General features: G+C 72.5%; 18 protein-coding genes. 8 read left to right on the top strand and 10 right to left on the bottom strand.

Features of this window, described 5'->3' with window-relative positions:
- Positions 1-102 precede the first annotated feature (102 nt).
- Entirely contained in the window at positions 103-516 is a 414-nt protein-coding gene (locus AB0M46_RS28475; RefSeq protein WP_363340773.1) for a DUF3151 domain-containing protein, read from the top strand.
- On the opposite strand, the gene AB0M46_RS28470 is transcribed toward AB0M46_RS28475, so the two are convergent.
- Together AB0M46_RS28470 and AB0M46_RS28465 are read right to left on the bottom strand one after the other, a co-directional pair.
- Positions 513-2,468, bottom strand: a complete 1,956-nt coding sequence (locus AB0M46_RS28470; RefSeq protein ID WP_363340805.1) for a chromosome partitioning protein — start codon at positions 2,466-2,468, stop codon at positions 513-515. The genes AB0M46_RS28475 and AB0M46_RS28470 overlap by 4 nt on opposite strands.
- Before the next feature lie 381 nt (positions 2,469-2,849).
- Positions 2,850-3,725, bottom strand: coding sequence for a diacylglycerol kinase family protein (locus tag AB0M46_RS28465; RefSeq protein WP_363340771.1), 876 nt, complete (start codon positions 3,723-3,725; stop codon positions 2,850-2,852).
- Between the two features lie 81 nt (positions 3,726-3,806).
- Here AB0M46_RS28465 and AB0M46_RS28460 point away from each other — a divergent pair, with 81 nt between their 5' ends.
- From AB0M46_RS28460 to AB0M46_RS28445, 4 genes are all read left to right on the top strand, one after another.
- Positions 3,807-5,093 carry an adenylosuccinate synthase gene (locus AB0M46_RS28460; RefSeq protein ID WP_363340769.1) on the top strand — a complete coding sequence of 429 codons (1,287 nt, stop codon included), beginning with the start codon at positions 3,807-3,809 and terminating at the stop codon, positions 5,091-5,093.
- Positions 5,094-5,213: 120 nt separating this feature from the next.
- Positions 5,214-6,461 carry a phosphoribosylamine--glycine ligase gene (gene purD, locus AB0M46_RS28455; protein ID WP_363340767.1) on the top strand — a complete coding sequence of 416 codons (1,248 nt, stop codon included), beginning with the start codon at positions 5,214-5,216 and terminating at the stop codon, positions 6,459-6,461.
- Between the two features lie 57 nt (positions 6,462-6,518).
- Positions 6,519-7,013 (top strand): SigE family RNA polymerase sigma factor, encoded by a 495-nt coding sequence (locus tag AB0M46_RS28450; RefSeq protein ID WP_363340765.1) that lies wholly within the window; start codon positions 6,519-6,521, stop codon positions 7,011-7,013.
- Positions 7,004-7,804, top strand: a complete 801-nt coding sequence (locus AB0M46_RS28445) for a hypothetical protein (RefSeq protein ID WP_363340763.1) — start codon at positions 7,004-7,006, stop codon at positions 7,802-7,804. Before AB0M46_RS28450 ends, AB0M46_RS28445 begins: the two co-directional genes overlap by 10 nt.
- On the opposite strand, the gene AB0M46_RS28440 is transcribed toward AB0M46_RS28445, so the two are convergent.
- The 3 genes from AB0M46_RS28440 to AB0M46_RS28430 form a co-directional block, all read right to left on the bottom strand.
- Positions 7,707-9,413: an AMP-binding protein gene (locus AB0M46_RS28440; RefSeq protein ID WP_363340761.1), complete on the bottom strand. Its 1,707-nt coding sequence runs from the start codon at positions 9,411-9,413 to the stop codon at positions 7,707-7,709. The two genes, AB0M46_RS28445 and AB0M46_RS28440, sit on opposite strands and share 98 nt — an antisense overlap.
- Before the next feature lie 82 nt (positions 9,414-9,495).
- Positions 9,496-10,710 carry an acyl-CoA dehydrogenase family protein gene (locus tag AB0M46_RS28435; RefSeq protein WP_363340759.1) on the bottom strand — a complete coding sequence of 405 codons (1,215 nt, stop codon included), beginning with the start codon at positions 10,708-10,710 and terminating at the stop codon, positions 9,496-9,498.
- A gap of 3 nt (positions 10,711-10,713) precedes the next feature.
- Positions 10,714-11,169, bottom strand: a complete 456-nt coding sequence (locus AB0M46_RS28430; protein ID WP_363340757.1) for an SCP2 sterol-binding domain-containing protein — start codon at positions 11,167-11,169, stop codon at positions 10,714-10,716.
- Between the two features lie 69 nt (positions 11,170-11,238).
- Here AB0M46_RS28430 and AB0M46_RS28425 point away from each other — a divergent pair, with 69 nt between their 5' ends.
- Positions 11,239-11,868: a TetR/AcrR family transcriptional regulator gene (locus AB0M46_RS28425; protein ID WP_363340755.1), complete on the top strand. Its 630-nt coding sequence runs from the start codon at positions 11,239-11,241 to the stop codon at positions 11,866-11,868.
- On the opposite strand, the gene AB0M46_RS28420 is transcribed toward AB0M46_RS28425, so the two are convergent.
- Together AB0M46_RS28420 and AB0M46_RS28415 are read right to left on the bottom strand one after the other, a co-directional pair.
- Entirely contained in the window at positions 11,856-12,791 is a 936-nt protein-coding gene (locus AB0M46_RS28420; RefSeq protein ID WP_363340753.1) for a rhomboid family intramembrane serine protease, read from the bottom strand. The two genes, AB0M46_RS28425 and AB0M46_RS28420, sit on opposite strands and share 13 nt — an antisense overlap.
- Positions 12,792-12,846: 55 nt before the next feature.
- Positions 12,847-13,386, bottom strand: coding sequence for a peptidylprolyl isomerase (locus tag AB0M46_RS28415; protein ID WP_363340751.1), 540 nt, complete (start codon positions 13,384-13,386; stop codon positions 12,847-12,849).
- A gap of 186 nt (positions 13,387-13,572) precedes the next feature.
- Here AB0M46_RS28415 and AB0M46_RS28410 point away from each other — a divergent pair, with 186 nt between their 5' ends.
- Complete coding sequence (locus AB0M46_RS28410; RefSeq protein ID WP_363340749.1) at positions 13,573-14,205, top strand: hypothetical protein; 633 nt, start codon at positions 13,573-13,575, stop codon at positions 14,203-14,205.
- A 59-nt stretch (positions 14,206-14,264) separates the two neighbouring features.
- Here the strand turns inward: AB0M46_RS28410 and AB0M46_RS28405 are convergent, their stop codons facing one another.
- From AB0M46_RS28405 to AB0M46_RS28395, 3 genes are all read right to left on the bottom strand, one after another.
- Positions 14,265-15,401: a magnesium and cobalt transport protein CorA gene (locus tag AB0M46_RS28405; RefSeq protein ID WP_363340747.1), complete on the bottom strand. Its 1,137-nt coding sequence runs from the start codon at positions 15,399-15,401 to the stop codon at positions 14,265-14,267.
- Positions 15,402-15,627: 226 nt separating this feature from the next.
- Entirely contained in the window at positions 15,628-16,725 is a 1,098-nt protein-coding gene (locus AB0M46_RS28400) for a PLP-dependent aminotransferase family protein (protein ID WP_363340745.1), read from the bottom strand.
- 136 nt (positions 16,726-16,861) lie between these two features.
- A complete protein-coding gene (locus AB0M46_RS28395) occupies positions 16,862-17,248 on the bottom strand; it encodes a CBS domain-containing protein (RefSeq protein ID WP_363340743.1) in 387 nt (128 codons plus the stop codon).
- Positions 17,249-17,363: 115 nt separating this feature from the next.
- On the opposite strand from AB0M46_RS28395, the gene AB0M46_RS28390 reads away from it, so the two are divergent.
- Positions 17,364-18,800 carry a GuaB1 family IMP dehydrogenase-related protein gene (locus AB0M46_RS28390; protein ID WP_363340741.1) on the top strand — a complete coding sequence of 479 codons (1,437 nt, stop codon included), beginning with the start codon at positions 17,364-17,366 and terminating at the stop codon, positions 18,798-18,800.
- Positions 18,801-18,871 lie beyond the last annotated feature (71 nt).

The raw sequence follows: 18,871 nt of genomic DNA, 5'->3' as shown, positions 1-18,871 counted from the left end.
CCGGACTTTCATTTGTAGTACGCCTCCGTGGGAGCGCACACCATCCGCGCGCGGGACGCGGGCTCAACCGTTCAGTCAGGTCTTCTCTGATGTAATTGCCGCATGCAGAACCTGCTACCGGGGCCCGAGCCCACGCTGCTGCCCGCCGACCCGCCCGCCGCCGACCAGCTGGCCAAGGCCGACACCGAGGAGGCGGTCAAGGCCGTCGCCGCGGCGTATCCGGCCTCCAGCGCCGCCTGGGCCCGCCTCGCCGAGCTGGCGCTGGCCGCCGACGAGCCGGTGACCGCGTACGCCTACGCCCGCACCGGCTACCACCGGGGCCTCGACCAGCTGCGCCGCAACGGCTGGCGCGGCGCCGGGCCGATCCCGTGGGCGCACGAGCCCAACCAGGGCTTCCTGCGGGCGCTGCACGCGCTCAGCACGGCCGCCGGCGCGATCGGCGAGGCCGAGGAGGCCGAGCGCTGCGCCACCTTCCTCAACGACAGCGACCCGTCCGCCACGGCGGCTCTCGCCTAAAGTCCTTCCGATACGGCCGCCGCGACCTTGAGCCAGGCGTCGCGGCTGGCCGCGGACAGGCCCGGGTACTGGATCGGCTCCCCCGAGTCGATGAACCGCTCGTAGGGCACGATCAGCACGGTCCGGGTGCGGGCCGCGAAGTGCCGGGTGATCGCCGGGACGTCGACGTAGCGGCGGCTCGGCGGCATCGACACGACCGTCACCGCCTGGCGCACGAGCCGCTGCCGGCCGTGCTGCTCCAGGTGGTCGAGCATCCGCGAGGCGGTCTCGGCCGAGTCGTTGCGGGCCGACATCGTGACCACGAGCTGGTCGGTCGCGTCGATCGCGGCCTGCCAGTTCTCGGCCCGCACGTTGTTGCCGGTGTCGACCACGATGAGCTTGTAGAAGCGGCTCACCACGTCGCGGATCTCGCCGAACGCGTCGGCGGTCAGCATCTCGCCGGCCGTGGCCGACTCGTCGGAGGCGAGCACGTCGAACATGCCCTCGCCCTGCGCCCGCACGTACTGCGACAGGTCCCCGATGCGCCCCTGGGCGCCCTGGAAGTTCTGCAGGTCGTGGAGCAGGTCGCGCACGGTCCGGGTGTGGAAGTCCTGCTGGGCGCGCATGCCGAGGGTGCCCTGGGTCTCGTTGTTGTCCCAGGCCAGCACGTACCCGCCGCGCTTCTGCCCGAAGGTCATCGCGAGCAGCAGCACGGCCACGGTCTTGCCGGCGCCGCCCTTGGGGTTGACGACGGTCACCTGGCGCAGGCCGCCGAAGTTGCGCCGGACCATCTCGACTTCCTGGCGGTACTCCATCTCCCGCCGCCCCGGCGACAGCGCGACGAGCCCCATCGTCCCCTTGGACAGCGCGCCCCGCATGCCCCGCGAGGCGATCGGGTCGACCGGCTTGGCCTGCCGCCGCCGCGCGAACTCCTCCGCCGTCGGCGTGCTGCCGTCGTGCCAGCTGTCCTGCGGCATGGGCGGCAGCGGCGGCACCAGGGTCGCCGGCCCGTTCGCACCGGCCGGCCCCGGGAACGGCGGCTGACCGGGCGGCGGCTGATATCCGGGTGGCGGTCCCTGATATCCCGGCGGTGGCCCCGCGAACGGCGGCTGCCCGCCCTGTGGCGGCCCGTAGGGCACCGGGCCCGGTGGCGGGGGCGGCGGGCCCGGCATCCCGGCCGGGGGCTGCTGCGGCGGTACGCCAGGAGCCCCGAACGGCGGCCCACCGGCCGGACCGCCCGGAAGCGGCGCGGCGGGCGGTGCCTGCGGGGGAAGCTGCCCGGGCGGCACCGCCGGGGTCCGCGCCCCATCGTCTCCGGGCGGCCCGGAAACAGGCCCCGACACGGGTGGTCCGGAAACCGGCCCGGGAGCAGGCGACGGCCCGAACATGGTCGCGTTCGGCGGCCCGGCATCGGGTCCGGGAGGCATGGGAGGCCCGGCCACGGGGGGCGGCGGCGCCCCGAAGATCGGCCCGGGCGGTGGGCCGGCATTCGGCCCAGGTCCAGGAGGCCCGGGCACCGGCCCGGGAGCAGGCGACGGCTCGGCGGGTGGCGCCCCAAAGATCGGCCCGGCAGTCTGCCCAGGCCCGGGAGGTCCAGGCACCTCGGCGGGTGGCGACCCGAAGATCGGCCCGGGAGAAGGCGGCGGCGGCCCGGCATCGGGTCCGGGAGGCATGGGAGGTCCGGGCGCGAGGGGCGGCGGCGCCCCGAAGATCGGCCCGGCGTTCGGCCCGGGTCCGGGCGGCCCGGGCACCGGCCCGGGAGCAGGTGACGGCCCGGCGGGTGGCGCCCCGAAGATCGGCCCGGGAAGGGGTCCCGGATCAGCGGGAGGCCCGGGCGGTCCGGACACAACGGTTGGGGGCCCGGCAAACGGGTTCGGCGGCCCGGAGATCGGCCCGGGCGCCGCGGCGAACGGGTTGGGCGGCCCGGAAACCGGCCCAGGCGGACCGGAGACCGGCGCGCGCTGCCCGGGCACCTCGTGCGGCGCCCCGAACGGCCCGCCGATCGGAATCCCACCGGAGACCGGAATGCCGCCGCCCCCGGAGATCGGGATCGCGTTCGACCCCGGCGCCGCGGCATCGCCCGCGCCCTGGCCGTGCGGCACCGGCCGCCCGTGCTGCAGGCCGTCCTCGACGGGGTCCTCGCGCACCGGCCAGGCCAGCGGATCCACGCTCCCGGGCGGCTGCGACCACGGCGACCCGGCATGCTCGCCGCCCGCTCCCGGCCGCTCCCGCCGCCCGTCGATGTTCTCGTCCGGCGGCCAGACCATGTCGTTCACGTCTCGCTTCCCTCCCCGCGGTGCGCTACCACGGTATGCGACGAGGTCGCGCTCCGACATACGTGCGAACGTCGGGCCCTATGGCACGTACACGGCCCAGGCGGCGCGTTCCATCCACCACGACCGCTTGCGGCTGAGGGTGCCCTCGACCCCGTCGTCGATGAACGGGACGTCGGCGCGGGGGGAGATCGCCACCGCGCGGCCGTGGGCCCGGCGCACCTGGATCTCCATCCGGGGGCGGCGGAAGAGGCCCCGGGACGCGACCGGCACGGCCACCGCCACGTCGATCACGCCGTCGTCCATCGCCGGGGCGGTGACCAGCGGCAGGCCGTCGACGGTGGCGTACCGGGCGGCGTTGGCCACCACCGACACGAGCACCGGCTCGGTCCCGTCGGCGAGCACCGCGTCGTCGACCTCGATGCGGGCCAGGTAGGTGCCGGTCGTCCCGCTCGCGTCCACCCCGCCCAGCAGGGCGCCGTCGAGCGTGACCGAGCCGCCGTCGTTGCGCAGCAGGTCGAGGCGGCGCACCTTGCCGCCCAGGACCGCGGCGGCCACCTCGGCGGGGTCGCGCGGCAGGCCGAGCCGGGTGGCCAGGTCGGTCGCGTCCGGGCCGAGCGGCAGGATGCCGATCGGCGGCAGGTCGGGAATCGTGCGGTCGGCGGGGAGGTCCTCCTGCCGTTTGCTGGGCGCCGGGGCGTACATCCGCACCAGCCGGCGCATCACGGCCCGCAGCTGGCCGTCGGCGGCCGAGGCGACGACCAGCCGCGCCTCCGGCATCGGCCGCAGGGCCGCGTCGATCTCCTTGTCGTCGTGCGCGACGACCGTGCTCACCTCGGCATCTGCCGCACGCAACGCGTCGCGGCAGGCGAGAATGGGGGTTCGGGTGCCGCAAGCGCCGTTGTCGCAGCCGCACTGCGACTCTTCGCCGAGCGCCAGCAGCACGATGTCGACCACCGTTGTCAGCCTGCCTTTCCGAAGGTTGTTAGCCTGGCATCCGGGCGAACGCGGGTCGCCCACCTTGGAGGGCGAGCAGACATGCCAGCGATCGTGCTCATCGGCGCACAGTGGGGCGACGAGGGCAAGGGCAAGGTTACCGACATGATTGGCGGTAGCGTCGACTACGTCGTGCGCTACTCGGGCGGCAATAACGCGGGTCACACCGTGGTGACGCCAGACGGGCAGAAGTTTGCCCTGCACCTCATGCCGTCGGGCGCGTTGTGGCCCAACGCGGCAATCGTGATCGGCAACGGGGTGGTGATCGACCCCAAGGTGCTGCTGATCGAGATCGACGGGCTGGCCGAGCGCGGCGTCGACGTGTCCCGCCTGATGATCTCGGGTGACGCACATCTCATCATGCCGCACCACCGGGCCCTGGACCGCGTGGTGGAGCGCTACCTCGGCTCGTCGCGCATCGGCACCACCGGCCGCGGCATCGGGCCGGCCTACGGCGACAAGGTCTCCCGGATGGGCATCCGGGTGCAGGACCTGCTCGACCCGGGCATCCTGCGCAAGAAGCTCGAGATCGTGCTGCGCGAGCGCAACCAGGTGCTGTTCAAGGTGTACAACCGCAAGGAGATCGACGTCGACGCGGTGGTGGAGGAGTACCTCACCTACGCGGAGCGGATGCGGCCGTACATCACCGACACCCGCCAGGTGCTGTGGCGGGGCCTGGAGGAGGGCCGCACGGTCCTGCTCGAGGGCGCCCAGGCCACGATGCTCGACATGGACCACGGGACGTATCCCTTCGTGACGTCCTCCAACCCGACCGTGGGCGGCGCCTGCGTCGGCTCGGGCATCCCGCCGACCGCGATCACCCAGGTCATCGGCGTGACCAAGGCCTACACCACGCGCGTGGGCTCCGGCCCGTTCCCGACTGAGCTCTTCGACGACAACGGCGTGCACCTGCGCAAGGTCGGCCGGGAGTACGGCACGACCACCGGCCGCGAGCGGCGCACCGGGTGGTACGACGCGGTCGTGGCCAAGTACGCCACCCGCCTCAACGGCATCACCGACCTGGTGGTGACCAAGCTCGACGTGCTCTCCGGCCTGGAGAAGGTGCCGATCTGCGTGGCCTACGAGGTCGACGGCAAGCGCACCGACGACATGCCGATGACGCAGACCGAGTTCCACCACGCCACGCCGGTCTACGAGGAGCTGCCGGGCTGGTGGGAGGACATCTCCCAGGCCCGCACCTTCGAGGAGCTGCCGGCCAACGCCCGCCGCTACATCGAGCGGATCGAGGAGCTCGCCGGCACCCGCGTGTCCATCGTGGGGGTGGGCCCGGGCCGGGACGAGAACGTGGTCCGGCACGCCCTGATCTAACAGCTGCCGCACCACCCCGGGCGGGCCGGATTCCTGGCCCGCCCGGGGTGGCTGCGCAGCGAAAATCCGGACTCCGCCTCGCTGTGACCCCGGCGATGGGGCAGCCGCTAGGCTTGCGCGGTGCGCGTACTTCTCATCGGAACCGGCGCCCGCGAGCACGCGATCGCCGCCGCCCTGGCCGCCGACCCGGCCGTGACCGCCCTGCTCTGCGCGCCCGGTAACCCGGGCATGGCCGCGCTGGGCGAGCTCGCGCAGGTCGACCCGCTCGACCCCGGCGCCGTCGCGGCGCTGGCCGTCGAGTGGTCCGCCGACCTGGTGGTCGTGGGGCCCGAGGCCCCGCTGGTGGCCGGGGTGGCCGACGCGGTGCGCGCGAAGGGCATCGCCTGCTTCGGCCCGTCGCAGGCGGCGGCCCAGCTGGAGGGCTCGAAGGCGTTCGCCAAGGACGTCATGCGGGCCGCCGGGGTGCCGACCGCGCGCGCGTTCGTGTGCACCACGCCGGACGAGCTGGCCGCGGCGCTGGACGAGTTCGGGCCGCCCTACGTGGTCAAGGACGACGGGCTGGCCGCCGGCAAGGGCGTGGTGGTCACCGGCGACGTGGCCGTGGCGCTGGCCCACGGGGCGGCCTGCGGGCGGGTCGTGGTCGAGGAGTACCTGGCCGGCCCCGAGGTGTCGCTGTTCGTGGTGACCGACGGGACGGCCGCGGTACCCCTCCAGCCGGCCCAGGACTTCAAGCGCATCGGCGACGACGACGAGGGCCCCAACACCGGCGGCATGGGCGCCTACTCGCCGCTGCCCTGGGCCCCGCCGGACCTGGTCGAGCAGGTCATGGCGAGCGTGGTCCAGCCGACCCTGGCCGAGATGCGCAAGCGGGACACGCCGTTCAGCGGCGTGCTGTTCGTCGGCCTCGCCCTCACCACCGAGGGCCCGAAGGTCATCGAGTTCAACTGCCGCTTCGGCGACCCGGAGACCGAGGCCGTGCTGGCCCGGCTGGACACCCCGCTGGCCGGCCTGCTGCACGCCGCCGCGGTCGGCCGGCTGGCCGAGGACCCGCCGCTGGCCTGGCGCTCCGGCGCGGCCGTGTGCGTGGTCATGGCCAGCGCCGGTTACCCGGAGTCGGCCCGCAAGGGCGACGTGATCACCGGCGCCGACGGGGTCCCGGGCGTGCTGCACGCCGGCACCGCCCGGCGCGAGGACGGCGCGCTGGTCACCGCGGGCGGGCGGGTCCTCGCCTGCACCGCGCTCGGCGACACGCTGGTGGAGGCGCGCGAGGCCGCCTACGCGATCGTGCGCGGCGTCGGCTTCGACGGGGCTCAGTACCGTACCGACATCGCCCTCAAGGCGGCCGAAGGAAAAATCTCGGTCCCGTAGGCAACCCTGCCCGGCGCGGCCTCCGTTTCCTCCACGTAGTCACAGGGAGGGGCACGGATGACGCCCGAGCAGCACTATCGCGAGTACGTCGCGGGCAACCTCGAACGCCTGCGCCGCACCGCGTTCCTGTTGTGCGGCGACTGGCACACGGCCGACGATCTCACGTCGACGGTGCTGGTCAAGCTGTTGCGGCACTGGCGGCGGGCGGCGCGCTTCGACAACCTCGACGCGTACGTCCGCCGCATGCTGATGCGCGCCTGGCTCGACGAGCGCCGCCGGCCCTGGCGGCGGGAGACGGCCACCGCCGCGCTTCCCGAGGTGGTCGCCGTCCCGGACGGCGACCCGGTTCGGCGCGTCGCCGTGCTCTCCCTGCTGGCCGCGCTGCCCCCGCGCCGCCGGGCCGTGCTGGTCCTGCGGTACTTCTGCGACCTCTCCGTCGAGGAGACGGCCGAGGCGCTGGGCTGCAGCGAGGGGACCGTGAAGAGCCAGGCGGCCCGGGCGCTGGAGTCGCTGCGGGCCCACGTCAGCGAGGGAGACGCGCTGTGGACCTGAGAGACGAGCTGTACGAGGCGAGCGCCGCCCCGCCGCCCACCACGATCGACGTCGACCGGCTCATCGCCGGCGAACACCGCCGGGCCCGCGGCCTGCGACTGCTCGGCGGCGTCGCCGCGGTGGCGGTCCTGGCGGCCGGCGCCATGACGCTGCCGCGGTACTTCGGCGAGAGCCAGGCCCCGCCGCCCGTGCTCGCCGCGAGCTCGGGCGTGACGACCACGTCACGGGCGCCGCTGCCCTGCCCGACCCCGGTGGCGACCGGCCCGGTCGTGTTGGGCGGCGGGCAGCCGTGGCACCCGGTGACCGAGGACTGCGGCGCGGCGATCGAGCGGCTCACCAACGCCGTCGACGCGCTGATCGCCCGCGAGCTGCCGGGCCTCAAGGGGCACAACGCGGGCGTCGACAAGAGCGCGCCGCCGCGCTTCATCCGCGACCCGCACATGGTGACCGCCTACAACTACGGGGTCGAGTTCGAGCCCGTGAACGGCCGCCGCTCCTTCGTCTCCGTGATCATCCAGGCCGGCGCGGACAGGCCGGGGGTGGCCGCGTCCGCGCTGCCCTGCCGCCAGGGCGAGAAGGGCTGCAGCCGGCAGGTCATCGACGGCGCGATCGTGCAGGTCCACGGGCAGTCCATGAACGGCGCCCGCGGCTACCAGATCAACGTCTACCGGCAGGACGGCACCCAGATCGTCGTCATCGGGCGATGCCCGGATCCCGGGTACGACCCGCCGTACACCGCGGATCAGCTGGTCCGCATCGCGGCGGCGCCGGAGCTGACGCTCTACCCCTGACAGATCGTGACTGCGCTGGGACCGCCACCGGGGCGGCGGTCCCAGCGCGCTGGCTGGCGCTTTCAGAAAGGTGCCGCCGGACGACCTTTCCCGTCGCGTTGCGGGGAAGCGCCGCCACGAAGTACACATCCCTCGGGACCGAGAATCTGGCCAGCCTGTGGCGGACGTACTCGCGGATCGCGTCCGCGTCGACGCGCTCGCCGGGGTGCAGGGCGATCCAGGCCGCCAGGCGCTGGCCGAACTCCTCGTCCGGCACGCCGGCCACCGCCACCTCGCGCACCTGGGGCAGCTCGGCGATGACGTCCTCGACCGCGGCCGGGTAGACGTTCTCACCGCCGGAGATGACCATGTCGTCCTCGCGGCCGTCGACGAAGAGCAGGCCGTTGCGGTCGAGGTGGCCGAGGTCGCCGGTGGCGATGAGGTCGCCGTGGAACTCCCGGCCGGTGCCGTTGGTGTAGCCCTCGAAGAGCATGTCGTTGCCGACGAAGATCCGCCCGACCGTGTCCGGCGGCAGCGCCCGCCCGTCGTCGCCGAGGATCGCCACGCGGGTGCCGTGCGGGGGCCGGCCGGCCGTGCCCTGGGCCGAGCGCAGCTCCTTCGGCACGGCGATCGAGGCCCACGACGCCTCCGTGGAGCCGTACAGGTTGTAGAGCACGTCGCCGTACACGTCCATGAAGCGCGTGGCCAGCGGCCCGGTCAGCGCGGAGCCCGAGACCGCGACCACCCGCAGCGTCGGCGCGGCGACGGCGCCGGGCGCCTCCAGCAGGCGTTGCAGCATCACCGGTACCGCGAACAGCGACGTGCACCCGTGCTCGTGCACGGCGCCGAGGGTGGTGGCCGGGGCGAACCTGCGGGTGAGGACGATCGTGCCGCGCAGCGCCAGGCACAGCTGCAGCGCGGCCAGCCCCCAGGTGTGAAACAGCGGCGCGGCGACGAACATGCGCTCGCCGGCGTTGAGCGGGATGCGCGACACGACCGAGGCGAGCGGCCCGAGGCCGGCCGGGTTGCGCCGCCGGGCCCCCTTCGGCGCCCCCGTCGTGCCGCTGGTGAGGACCACGATCGTGCCCGGCTCGGCCGGCGGCTCGAGGTCGGCCGACGGGGCGCGCAGGATCAGCCCCTCGATCCGGTCGGTGGACAGCCGGGGCAGGTGCGGCGGTACGGCGGCCAGCATGCCCAGAAAGGCCTCGTCGTGCAGCAGCAGCGACAGGCCCTGGTCGTGGGCGACCGTCTCGATCTGGGCGTTGCCGAGGCCGGTGTTGATCAGCACCGCCTGGGCGCCGACGGCCACGACCGCCAGCAGCGACTCGATCATCGCGGCGGAGTTCTCGCAGAGCAGCCCGACCCGGGCGCCGGGGACGACGCCGTGGCCGGCCCTGAGCGCGTTGGCCAGCCGGCGCACCCGGTGGTCGAGGTCGCCGTAGGTGACGGTGCGCCGCTCGTCGATGACGGCGATGCGGCCCGGGTCGCGGGCGGCGGCCGAGCGCATCTCGCCGAAGAGGCCGAAGCCCCACCGGCGCAGGGCGTTGAGCTGGCGGACGACCCGGGCGGGGCCGGCGGGGTTGAGGACCTTGCGGCGGGCGAGGGTGCGCAGTACGAAAACGGCGTCCATGGCGGGGACTCCTTCTCGGCTCTTGGCAACGCGAAGGCCGGCGCCGTTTTCCTGTGGAACAGCGCCGGCCTCGAAAAAATCCTCAGCGGATATAGGTGCCGGAGATCGCACGGGAGATCACCAGGCGCTGGATCTCGCTGGTGCCCTCGAAAATCGTGTAGATCTTGGCGTCGCGGAACCATCGCTCGACGGGGTGTTCGCGCAGGAAGCCCGCGCCGCCGAGGATCTGCACCGCCTTCTCGGTGACCGCCACGGCCACCTCGCCGGCCTTGAGCTTGCTCATCGAGCCCTCGCCGGCCTCGAACGGGCGGTTGTTGCGCCCCATCCAGGCGGCCCGCCAGACCAGCAGGCGGGCGGCGTCGATCTCCATGCGCATGTCGGCCAGGGCGAACGCGATCGCCTGGTTCTCGATGATGGGCCGGCCGAACTGCACACGGCCCTTGGCGTACTCCAGCGCGTACTCGTACGCCGCCCGCGCCACGCCGAGCGCCTGCGCGCCGACGGCCGGGCGGGACAGCTCGAACGTTCGCATCGCCGCCTGACCCTGGGCCTTGCGCCCCTCCCGGGCCCGGGCGAGCCGCTTGTCGAGCGCCTCCTTGCCGCCGAGCAGGCACGCGCCGGGCACCCGCACGTCGTCGAGGAACACGTCGGCGGTGTGCGAGGCGCGCAGGCCCAGCTTCTTGAGCTTCTTGGCCCCGTTGAGCCCGGGGGTGCCGGGCGGCACGATGAACGCGGCCTGGCCGCGGGAGCCGAGCTCCGGCTCGATGCTGGCCGTCACGACGTGCACATTGGCGATCCCGCCGTTGGTGGCGTAGGCCTTCTGCCCGCTGAGCACCCACTCGTCGGCGGCCTCGTCGTAGCGGGCCCGGGTGCGCATCGAGGCCACGTCGGAGCCGGCCTCGGGCTCGGTGGTGCAGAAGGCGGCCACCTTGGGGTCGGCGGCGTCGCCGAAGCACTGCGGGACCCACTCGACCATCTGGTCGGGGGTGCCGCTGCCGTAGATGGCGGCGACGGCCAGGCTGGTGCCGAAGATGGCCATGCCGATGCCGGCGTCGCCCCAGAACAGTTCCTCGTTGGCGAGGCACAGCGCGAGCCCGGTCGGGTCGGCCCAGGCGTTGGCGAGGAACTCGAAGCCGTACAGCCCGATCTTCGCCGCCTCCTGGATGACCGGCCAGGGCGTCTCCTCGCGGTCGTCCCACTCCGCGGCGGCCGGGCGCACGACCTCGGCGGCGAAGCCGTGCACCCAGTCGCGGAGGTCCCGCTGTTCCTCGTTCAGGTCGAGCGAGAACTCGGGCATGGGTCAGGCCTTGGGGATGTCGAAGAGGTTCGCGATGCTGGCGGCCAGGCCCAGGTCGCCCTTGGCCTTGAGCTTGCCGGTCATGAACATCATCATGGGGTTGCCGACGCCGGAGACGACCTTGAGGAAGTCGACCGGGCCGACGGTGATCGAGAGCTTCGGGTCCTGGTCGGGGCTCGGCGACAGCACGCAGGTGCCGTTGGCGATGACCAGTTCGTACGAGTCGACGCCGCCGTCCGGCGCGCCGTTGATGTTCCAGTGGATGACCGCGTTGGTCGCGCCGGCGCGGTCCGGCCGGAACAGCTCGGGGAACCGGGTGAAGATCGTGTCGAGGATCGTCTTGCGCTGCGGGCTGTTCATGATCTCGGCCAGCCGCGAGTCCGGCGCGCTCTTCACGAGCCCCGCGAACTGCTTCGGGTCGATGTTGTTGAAGTCGCCCAGGGCGTCGATGTCGGACATGGCTGTGCCCTCCGTTGGATTCTAAGCTACTCGTGCGTAACCTTACGCACGAGTAGGTAGGGTGGCAAGATGCTGAAACGGCTTCCGCGCGTGGTGCGCGAGCGGCAAATGCTCGACGCCGCGGTGCAGGTCTTCTCCAGGCGCGGCTTCCACGCGGCCTCGATGGACGAGATCGCGGAGGTGGCCGGGATCTCCAAGCCGATGGTGTACGCCTACCTCGGCACGAAGGAGGAGCTCTTCCTGGCCTGCTTGCGGCGGGAGGCGACCCGGCTGATGGAGGCGGTGGCGGCCGGGGTGCGCCCGACCGCCCGCCCGGACGAGCAGCTGTGGAACGGGCTGCGGGCGTTCTTCGCCTTCGTCGGCGCGCACCGCGACGGCTGGCGGGTGCTCTACCGGCAGGCCCGCAGCGAGCCGCACTTCGCCGGGGAGCTCGCCGGCATGCGCGCCCGGATCGTCGAGGTCGTCGCCGCCCTGCTCGAGGGCGCCTGTGCGCAGGCCGAGGCGGCCATGCCGGCGCGCCCGGACGACTTCCTGGCGATGGCCTACGCCTACGTCGGCGCGGCCGAGTCGCTCGCCGACTGGCTGGCCGACCACGAGGAGGAGGACCCCGAGCACACCGCCACCCGGATGATGAACTTCGTGTGGGTCGGCGCCGACGCCCTCCTGCAGGGGCGGGTCTGGCGGGCTCAGGCGGAGTAGCCGACCGCCGGGATCGAGGACAGCCCGGCGACGATCGCGATGCCGAAGAGCACCAGCGTGGCGACGACGGTGGCGATCTGTATGGCGTTGCGCCGCTCGCGCGGTGCGTAGGCGAAGCCGAAGGCCACGATCCCGCCGGTGATCAGCCCGCCGATGTGCCCCTGCCAGGACACGCCGCTGATGCTGAACGAGAAGATCAGGTTGAGGACGAGCACGGGCAGGATGCCGGCGATGCTGGCCTTCATCCGGCGCAGCACCACGATCAGCGCGGCGAAGAGCCCGAAGACGGCCCCGGACGCGCCGGCGGTGGCGCCGTTGGGCGCGCCGAGCAGCAGGACCGCGATGCCCCCGCCGATCCCGGACAGCAGGTAGAGCGCGAGGAACCGCAGCCGGCCCAGGGCGGTCTCGAGGGGCCGGCCGAGCACCCACAGCGCCCACATGTTCAGGCCCAGGTGCAGCAGGCCGTAGTGCAGGAACATCGACGTGAACAGCTGGTACCAGTCGCCGTCGGCGAACGTGTTGCCGGCCACCCGGACGTGGGTGCGGGTGGCCAGGTAGGGCGTCAGGGCGCCCCACTCGGTGAGCGGGTTGGAGCCGCCGAGCAGGCCGCCCAGCCCGCCGCCGGCGACGCTCTCGGCCGCGTGCCGGCCGGCGCTGACGAGCGAGAAGAGGAAGACCATGACGTTGATGACGATCAGCGTGATCGTCACCGTGCCCCGGGTGCCGGATTGGCCGCCGCCGAACGCGGTCCGGGCCTGCCGCTGCGTGCGGGACCCCTCGCGGACGCACTCCGGGCACTGGAAGCCGACCGACGCCTCGTTCATGCAGCTCGGGCAGATCGGTCGGTTACAGCGGGTGCACCGGACATACGTCTCACGGTCGGGGTGCCTGTAACAGACGGGGACCGCGGGCGGCTGAGTCATGCTGACAAGGTTAGCCAGCACTCACCCAGGCGCCGCGGCCCCCACGCGCGCGGTGTTACGCGGTCCGCTCGATGTCGACGCGCTCGATCACGACGTCCTTGGCCGGCCGGTCCATGGCGCCGGTCCGGGTGGTGGCGATCTGGTCGACGACCTGCCTCGAGTCGGCGTCGGCCACCTCGCCGAAGATCGTGTGCTTGCCGTTGAGGTGCGGGGTCGGGCCCACCGTGATGAAGAACTGCGACCCGTTGGTGCCCTGGCCGAAACGGATGCCGGCGTTGGCCATGGCCAGCAGGTACGGCCGGTTGAAGGACAGCTCCGGGTGGATCTCGTCGTTGAAGTTGTAGCCCGGGCCGCCCGTGCCGGTGCCGGTCGGGTCGCCGCCCTGGATCATGAAGCCCGAGATCACGCGGTGGAAGATGACGCCGTCGTAGTACGGGCCCTTGCCCGCCTCGCCGGTGCGCGGGTCGGTGTAGTCCCTGGTGCCCTCGGCGAGCTCCACGAAGTTGCGCACCGTCTTGGGCGCGTGGTTCGGGAACAGCTCGAGCCGGATCGGCCCGAAGTTGGTGTGCAGCGTCGCGAACAGTTGCTCGGCCACCAGTTCTCCCTTTCCTTGGTGACATTCCGTCATCACGGTATCGGACGCGGATTCTGCCGGATCCGGGTGTACGGGCCGCGGGATCAGTGCACGATGACCGAAGCGGACCTGCTCCTGAGGTTCTCCCTGGTCGGATCGGGGTAATCGGGGGATGGACGAGTTTACGCGCCTCGGGAGGTGGAGCAAGTGTTTGGACGTCGTCAGGTGCAGTCGCACGGCCGGCTCATGCGGGACGAGCTCGGAGAGAGCTTCGGTCACCTGCGGATGGCCGCGGCGCACGCCGCCGATGGCGCCTCGGGCGTGCTGGCGCCGCGGGTCGACGCCGCGCGCAGGGCAATGAAGCCCCGGGTGGAGAACGGGATGATCCGCGCCAAGGGCGGCATGGACACGGTGATGATCATCGCCCAGGAGCGCACGCGCCGGGGCGGCCACAAGGCCGAGAAGATGGGACGCAAGGCCAAGGCCAAGGCGATGCGCAAGGAGTCACGCTCGTCGCGGCGCCTGCCCATGGCGCTCGGCGGGCTGCTGGTGGCCGGGGCCGCGGTCGGCATCGCCGGCTCGATGCTGCGCCGCCGCCGCGACCAGCAGGCGTGGGACGAGTACGACTCGACCCACACCACGTCGGACACCGGCTCGAAGCTGGGTGCGGCGAAGTCCACGATGGACTCCAGTATCGACAAGGCCCGGACGATGGGGGAGGCGGCCAAGGATCGTGCCTCCGACCTGATCGGCCACAAGAGCACGAACGACGGCCCGGGCGGCGGGGAGTTCGACAAGAGCCAGATGCCGCACACCGCGTCGAAGAACGGCCGCTCTTAGCGCGGATCGACGTAGGCGGGCCGTCCCCGGCCACGGGGGACGGCCCACCTATGTCCGGGTCAGAGCCAGCCGCTCTTGCGGAAACCCCAGAAGAGTGCGGCCGAGCCGCCCACCATCAGCGTCATCACGCCGGGATAGCCGAAGACCCATTTGGTCTCCGGCATGTACTCGAAGTTCATGCCGTAGATCCCCGCGATCGAGGTCACGAGGGCGGCGATGGCGGCCCACGCGGCGATCTTGCGCATGTCGTTGTTCTGGTCGACGCTCACCTGGGCCAGCCGCGCGGCGAGCACCGAGTTGATGACGTCGTCGAGGTACAGCACCTGCTCCACCGCGCGCGCGAGGTTGTCGCCGATGTCGCGGAAGTACCGCCGGATCTCCTCCGGAACCTCGGCCAGCTGCCCGCTGACCAGCCCCGCCATCGGCCGCTGCAGCGGCAGCACGGCCCGCTTGAACTCCATCAGCTCCCGCTTGAGCTGGTAGATGCGCTGGATCCGGTCGGCGCTGCGCCGCGTGCCGCGCTGCGGCGCGAAGACCTGGTCCTCGACCGCGGCGACGTCCTCCTCGATCCCGGTGGCCACGTCGAGCAGCGCGTCGACCACGCTGTCGGCGACCGCGTAGGCCACCGCCCACGGGCCGCGCGCCAGCACCTCGGGCCGGCGCTCCAGCCCGGAGCGGACCGGGGCCAGCCGGCTCGCGTCGCCGTGGCGGACGGTGATGATGAAGTGCTCGCCGATGAACATCAGCACGTCGCCGGTCTCGACCACCTCGCTGGTGTCGGTCAGCTCGTCGTGCTCGACGTACCGCGCCGTGCGCATGGTCAGGAACGTCATCTCGCCGTAGCGCTCGACCTTGGGCCGCTGCCGGGACTGCACCGCGTCCTCGACCGCCAGCTCGTGCAGCTGGAACGTCTCCGCGATGGCCGACATCTCCGTCGCCCGGGGCTCCTTCAGCCCGATCCACACGAAACCGTTGCGCCGGCGGGCGGCGTGCAGGGCCTCGGCGTAGTGGCGCGGGCCGGGTTGGCGCACCCCGTCGATGTAGAGCGCGCAGTCCACGATCGCGCTCGACTCGTCCGGCTGGATGGTCGACTTGGCCAGCGGCGCGTTGTTGTTGAGCATCCGGGACATGGCCCGGACGGGTCGGGACAGCGCGCGTTGCAGTGGACGGGCATAGGGCTGCTGTTCGTCGGCCATCTCGACCTCCCTGGGGTCCCCGTGACAGGCGCAAAAATTGGCACCGGGTGGACCGACCGCAGATGGGGGGGTGGGGGCGCGGTCGGCCCACCCGGTGCCGTTGGGGGGCGGGGGGTGATGCCTGCGGCGCGATTCGCAAAGCGCGCCGGGCAGGATTTTGATCCATCCGGTACCGCCTGCGGAACCACCCCCACCATCACGGTTTGGTGTCAGCTTGCTCGGAAGGCTAGTGGGACGCCTTCCGGACCGCCTCGATCGCGGTGGCCAGGCGCTGGATGCCCTCGTCCACCTGGTCCGTGAGCACCGCCGAGAAGGCCAGTCGCACCGAGTGCCGGCCGCCGTCGAGCAGGAAGTCGCTGCCCTTGACCACGGCCACGCCGAAGTCCCGGGCGGCCACCTTCTCCAGCTCGGTGGTGTCGACGTCGTCGGGCAGCTCGACCCACAGGAAGTAGCCGCCGTCGGGCTCGACGAACGTGGCGTCCGGGATGTGCTTGCGCAGCCCCTCGGCCAGCAGGCGGGCCCGCTCGCCCAGCGTCGCCGACACCTTCGCGATCGAGCGGCCGATGTCGCCGCTGGCGCAGAACTGGTGGGTGATCGCCTCGGCCACCATGCTCGGGGAGATGTAGAGGTTGGTGGCCCGCTTGGCGATGGCGGCGATCGTCGGCTGCGGGCCGACCAGGTAGCCCACCCGCAGGCCGGGCGCGATGGTCTTGGTGAACGAGCTCGCGTGCACCACGACGCCGGCGGTGTCCTGGGACAGCATCGTGGGCAGCTTCTCGCCCCGCCAGCGGATGTCCGCGTACGGGTCGTCCTCGAAGATCGTGAACCCGTACTCGGTGGCGAGGGCCACCAGGGCCTGGCGCTTCGCGGCGGAGAGCGTGACGCCGGCCGGGTTCTGGAAGTTCGGGATGATGTGCGCGAGCTTCGGCCGCACGCCACTTTCGAGCAGGGCGCGCAGCTCGTCGACGTCGAGCCCGTCGGCCTGCAGCGTGACCGGGTGCACCTCGGCGCCCAGGTTGCGCAGGTTGAGCAGGGTCCGGTCGTAGGTCGGCTTCTCCACCACGACGGCGTCGCCCGGCTTGACCAGGTGCTCGAAGAGCAGCGCGTCGGCCTGCAGCGAGCCGTTGGTGACGATGACCTGCTCGGCGTCCACCCCGTGCTTCGCGGCGATCCACGCGCGCAGCGGGAGGTAACCCACGGACGTGCCGTAGGCGGTGATGCCGGCCGGGTCGGCGTCGAAGGCGCGGGCCGCGGCGGCCTTGAGCCCCTCGACGTCGATGATGTCGAGACTGGGCGCGCCACGGGCAAAAGAAATCAGCTGCATGGTGGCAGCCTACGCAGGCGCCCGGCCGCCGTTGCGCCGAGTTCCCCGCCCTCCACCTGGGGGGATGGGCGCAGTTCCGGGCGTTTTTGCGGCCGGCGCGGCGTTGCGTTGGCGAATTCCCGCCGGGGGCCGGGAATCACGCCAGGATTGTCGTGGAAACCCAGACTCGAATGATATCGCGCACAGAGATGACCCCGAGCACGTCGTCGCCGTCGAGGACGACCAGGTGGCGGAACCCGCCGCGGACCATGGCCGCCGCGGCCTCCTCGATCGTCCACGTCGGGCTGGCGTAGACGACCTCCCACGTGATGTGGTCGGCGGTCCGCTCGTTGTCGGGATCGAGATCGGTGCCGATCGCGTTGAGGATGTCCCGCTCGGTGATGATCCCGACGCCGGCGCCGTCGGGATCGACGACGATCGCCGAGCCGACCTTTCGCCGCGCCATGAGCGCGGCCGCCTGGCGGAGGGTGTGGTCGGGGCCTAACTGAACCACGGCCGTTGACATGGCCTCGTGAACCTGCATGGCACATCAACTCCTTGCTTCCTTGCAAGGCACGGTACGGACAATGATCCCCGCCCGGGGCGGAACTCTCAAGACTTGCTCACCCGCGGGTGCGAGCGAGATACAGTTGCCCAACGTGCGGTTTCTCAACGACCAGGCCCCGGGGCACGAGCTCACCTACGACGATGTCTTCATGGTGCCGAGCCGCTCGGCCGTGGAGTCGCGGATGCAGGTGGACCTGACCACGCGCGACGGCAGCGGCACCACGATCCCGATCGTCGTGTCCAACATGACCGCCGTCGCCGGTCGCCGGATGGCCGAGACCGTGGCCCGGCGCGGCGGCCTCGCGATCATCCCGCAGGACATCCCGATGGATGTGGTGGCCGAGGCGGTCAGCTGGGTCAAGCGGCGGCACCTGGTCTTCGACACCCCGATCACGCTCGGCCCGACCGAGACCGTCTCCCTGACGCTGGACCTGCTGCCGAAGCGGGCGCACGGCGCGGTGATCGTGGTCGAGGACGGCCGCCCGGTCGGCGTGGTGACCGAGGGTGACTGCGTGGACGTGGACCGCTTCAGCCAGCTCGGCAGCGTCATGTCGCGCAACCTGCTCACGCTGCCCGACAACGCCACCCCCGAGGAGGCCTTCGATCGCCTGGCCGCCGGCCACCACCGCCTGGCGCCGGTGATCGACGAGTCCGGGCGGCTGGTCGGCATCCTGACCCGCAACGCCGCCCTGCGGGCCACGCTCTACCAGCCCGCGGTCGACGCCGAGCGCCGCCTGCGGGTCGGCGCCGCGATCGGCATCACCGGCGACGCCGCCGGCCGGGCCGACAAGCTCATCGCGGCCGGCGTCGACGTGCTGGTGGTCGACACCGCGCACGGGCACCAGGAGCGCATGATCGGCACGCTGCGGACGATCCGCGCGCTGGCCCCGTCCATCCCCGTGGTCGCCGGCAACGTGGTCACCCGCGAGGGCACCGCGGACCTGCTGGCCGCCGGGGCCGACATCGTCAAGGTCGGCGTCGGGCCGGGCGCGATGTGCACCACCCGGATGATGACCGGCGTCGGCCGCCCCCAGTTCTCCGCCGTCCTCGAGTGCGCCGCCGAGGCCCGCCGCCACGGCGGGCACGTCTGGGCCGACGGCGGGGTCCGCCACCCGCGCGACGTCGCCCTGGCCCTGGCCGCCGGCGCGTCCAACGTGATGATCGGCTCCTGGCTGGCCGGCACCCACGAGTCGCCCGGCGACCCGCGCCGCGACCCCGACGGCCGGCTCTACAAGGAGAACTTCGGCATGGCCTCGGCCCGCGCGGTGAGCCGCCGCACGGCCGACGACAGCGTCTACGAGCGGGCCCGCAAGGCGCTGTTCGAGGAGGGGATCTCCTCGTCCCGGATGTACCTCGACCCGCGCCGCCCCGGCGTGGAGGACATCCTCGACGCGATCGTGGCCGGCGTGCGCAGCGCCTGCACCTACGCGGGCGCCGCCGACCTCACCGAGTTCGCGCAACGGGCCGTCGTGGGGGTGCAGAGCGCCGCCGGATACGCCGAGGGAAAACCACTCGACGTGAGCTGGTGATTGCCTCGAAGGTCGGATGGTCTCGTCACACGAATGTCACGTAAGGTGCGTGTCGTGAACCTCGCTCGCGA

It is taken from the genome of Dactylosporangium sp. NPDC051485, from assembly GCF_040682015.1.
GTDB lineage: Bacteria > Actinomycetota > Actinomycetes > Mycobacteriales > Micromonosporaceae > Dactylosporangium.
The sequence above is the reverse complement of the archived record's forward strand: the minus strand, read 5'-3'. Positions and strand labels throughout refer to the sequence as shown.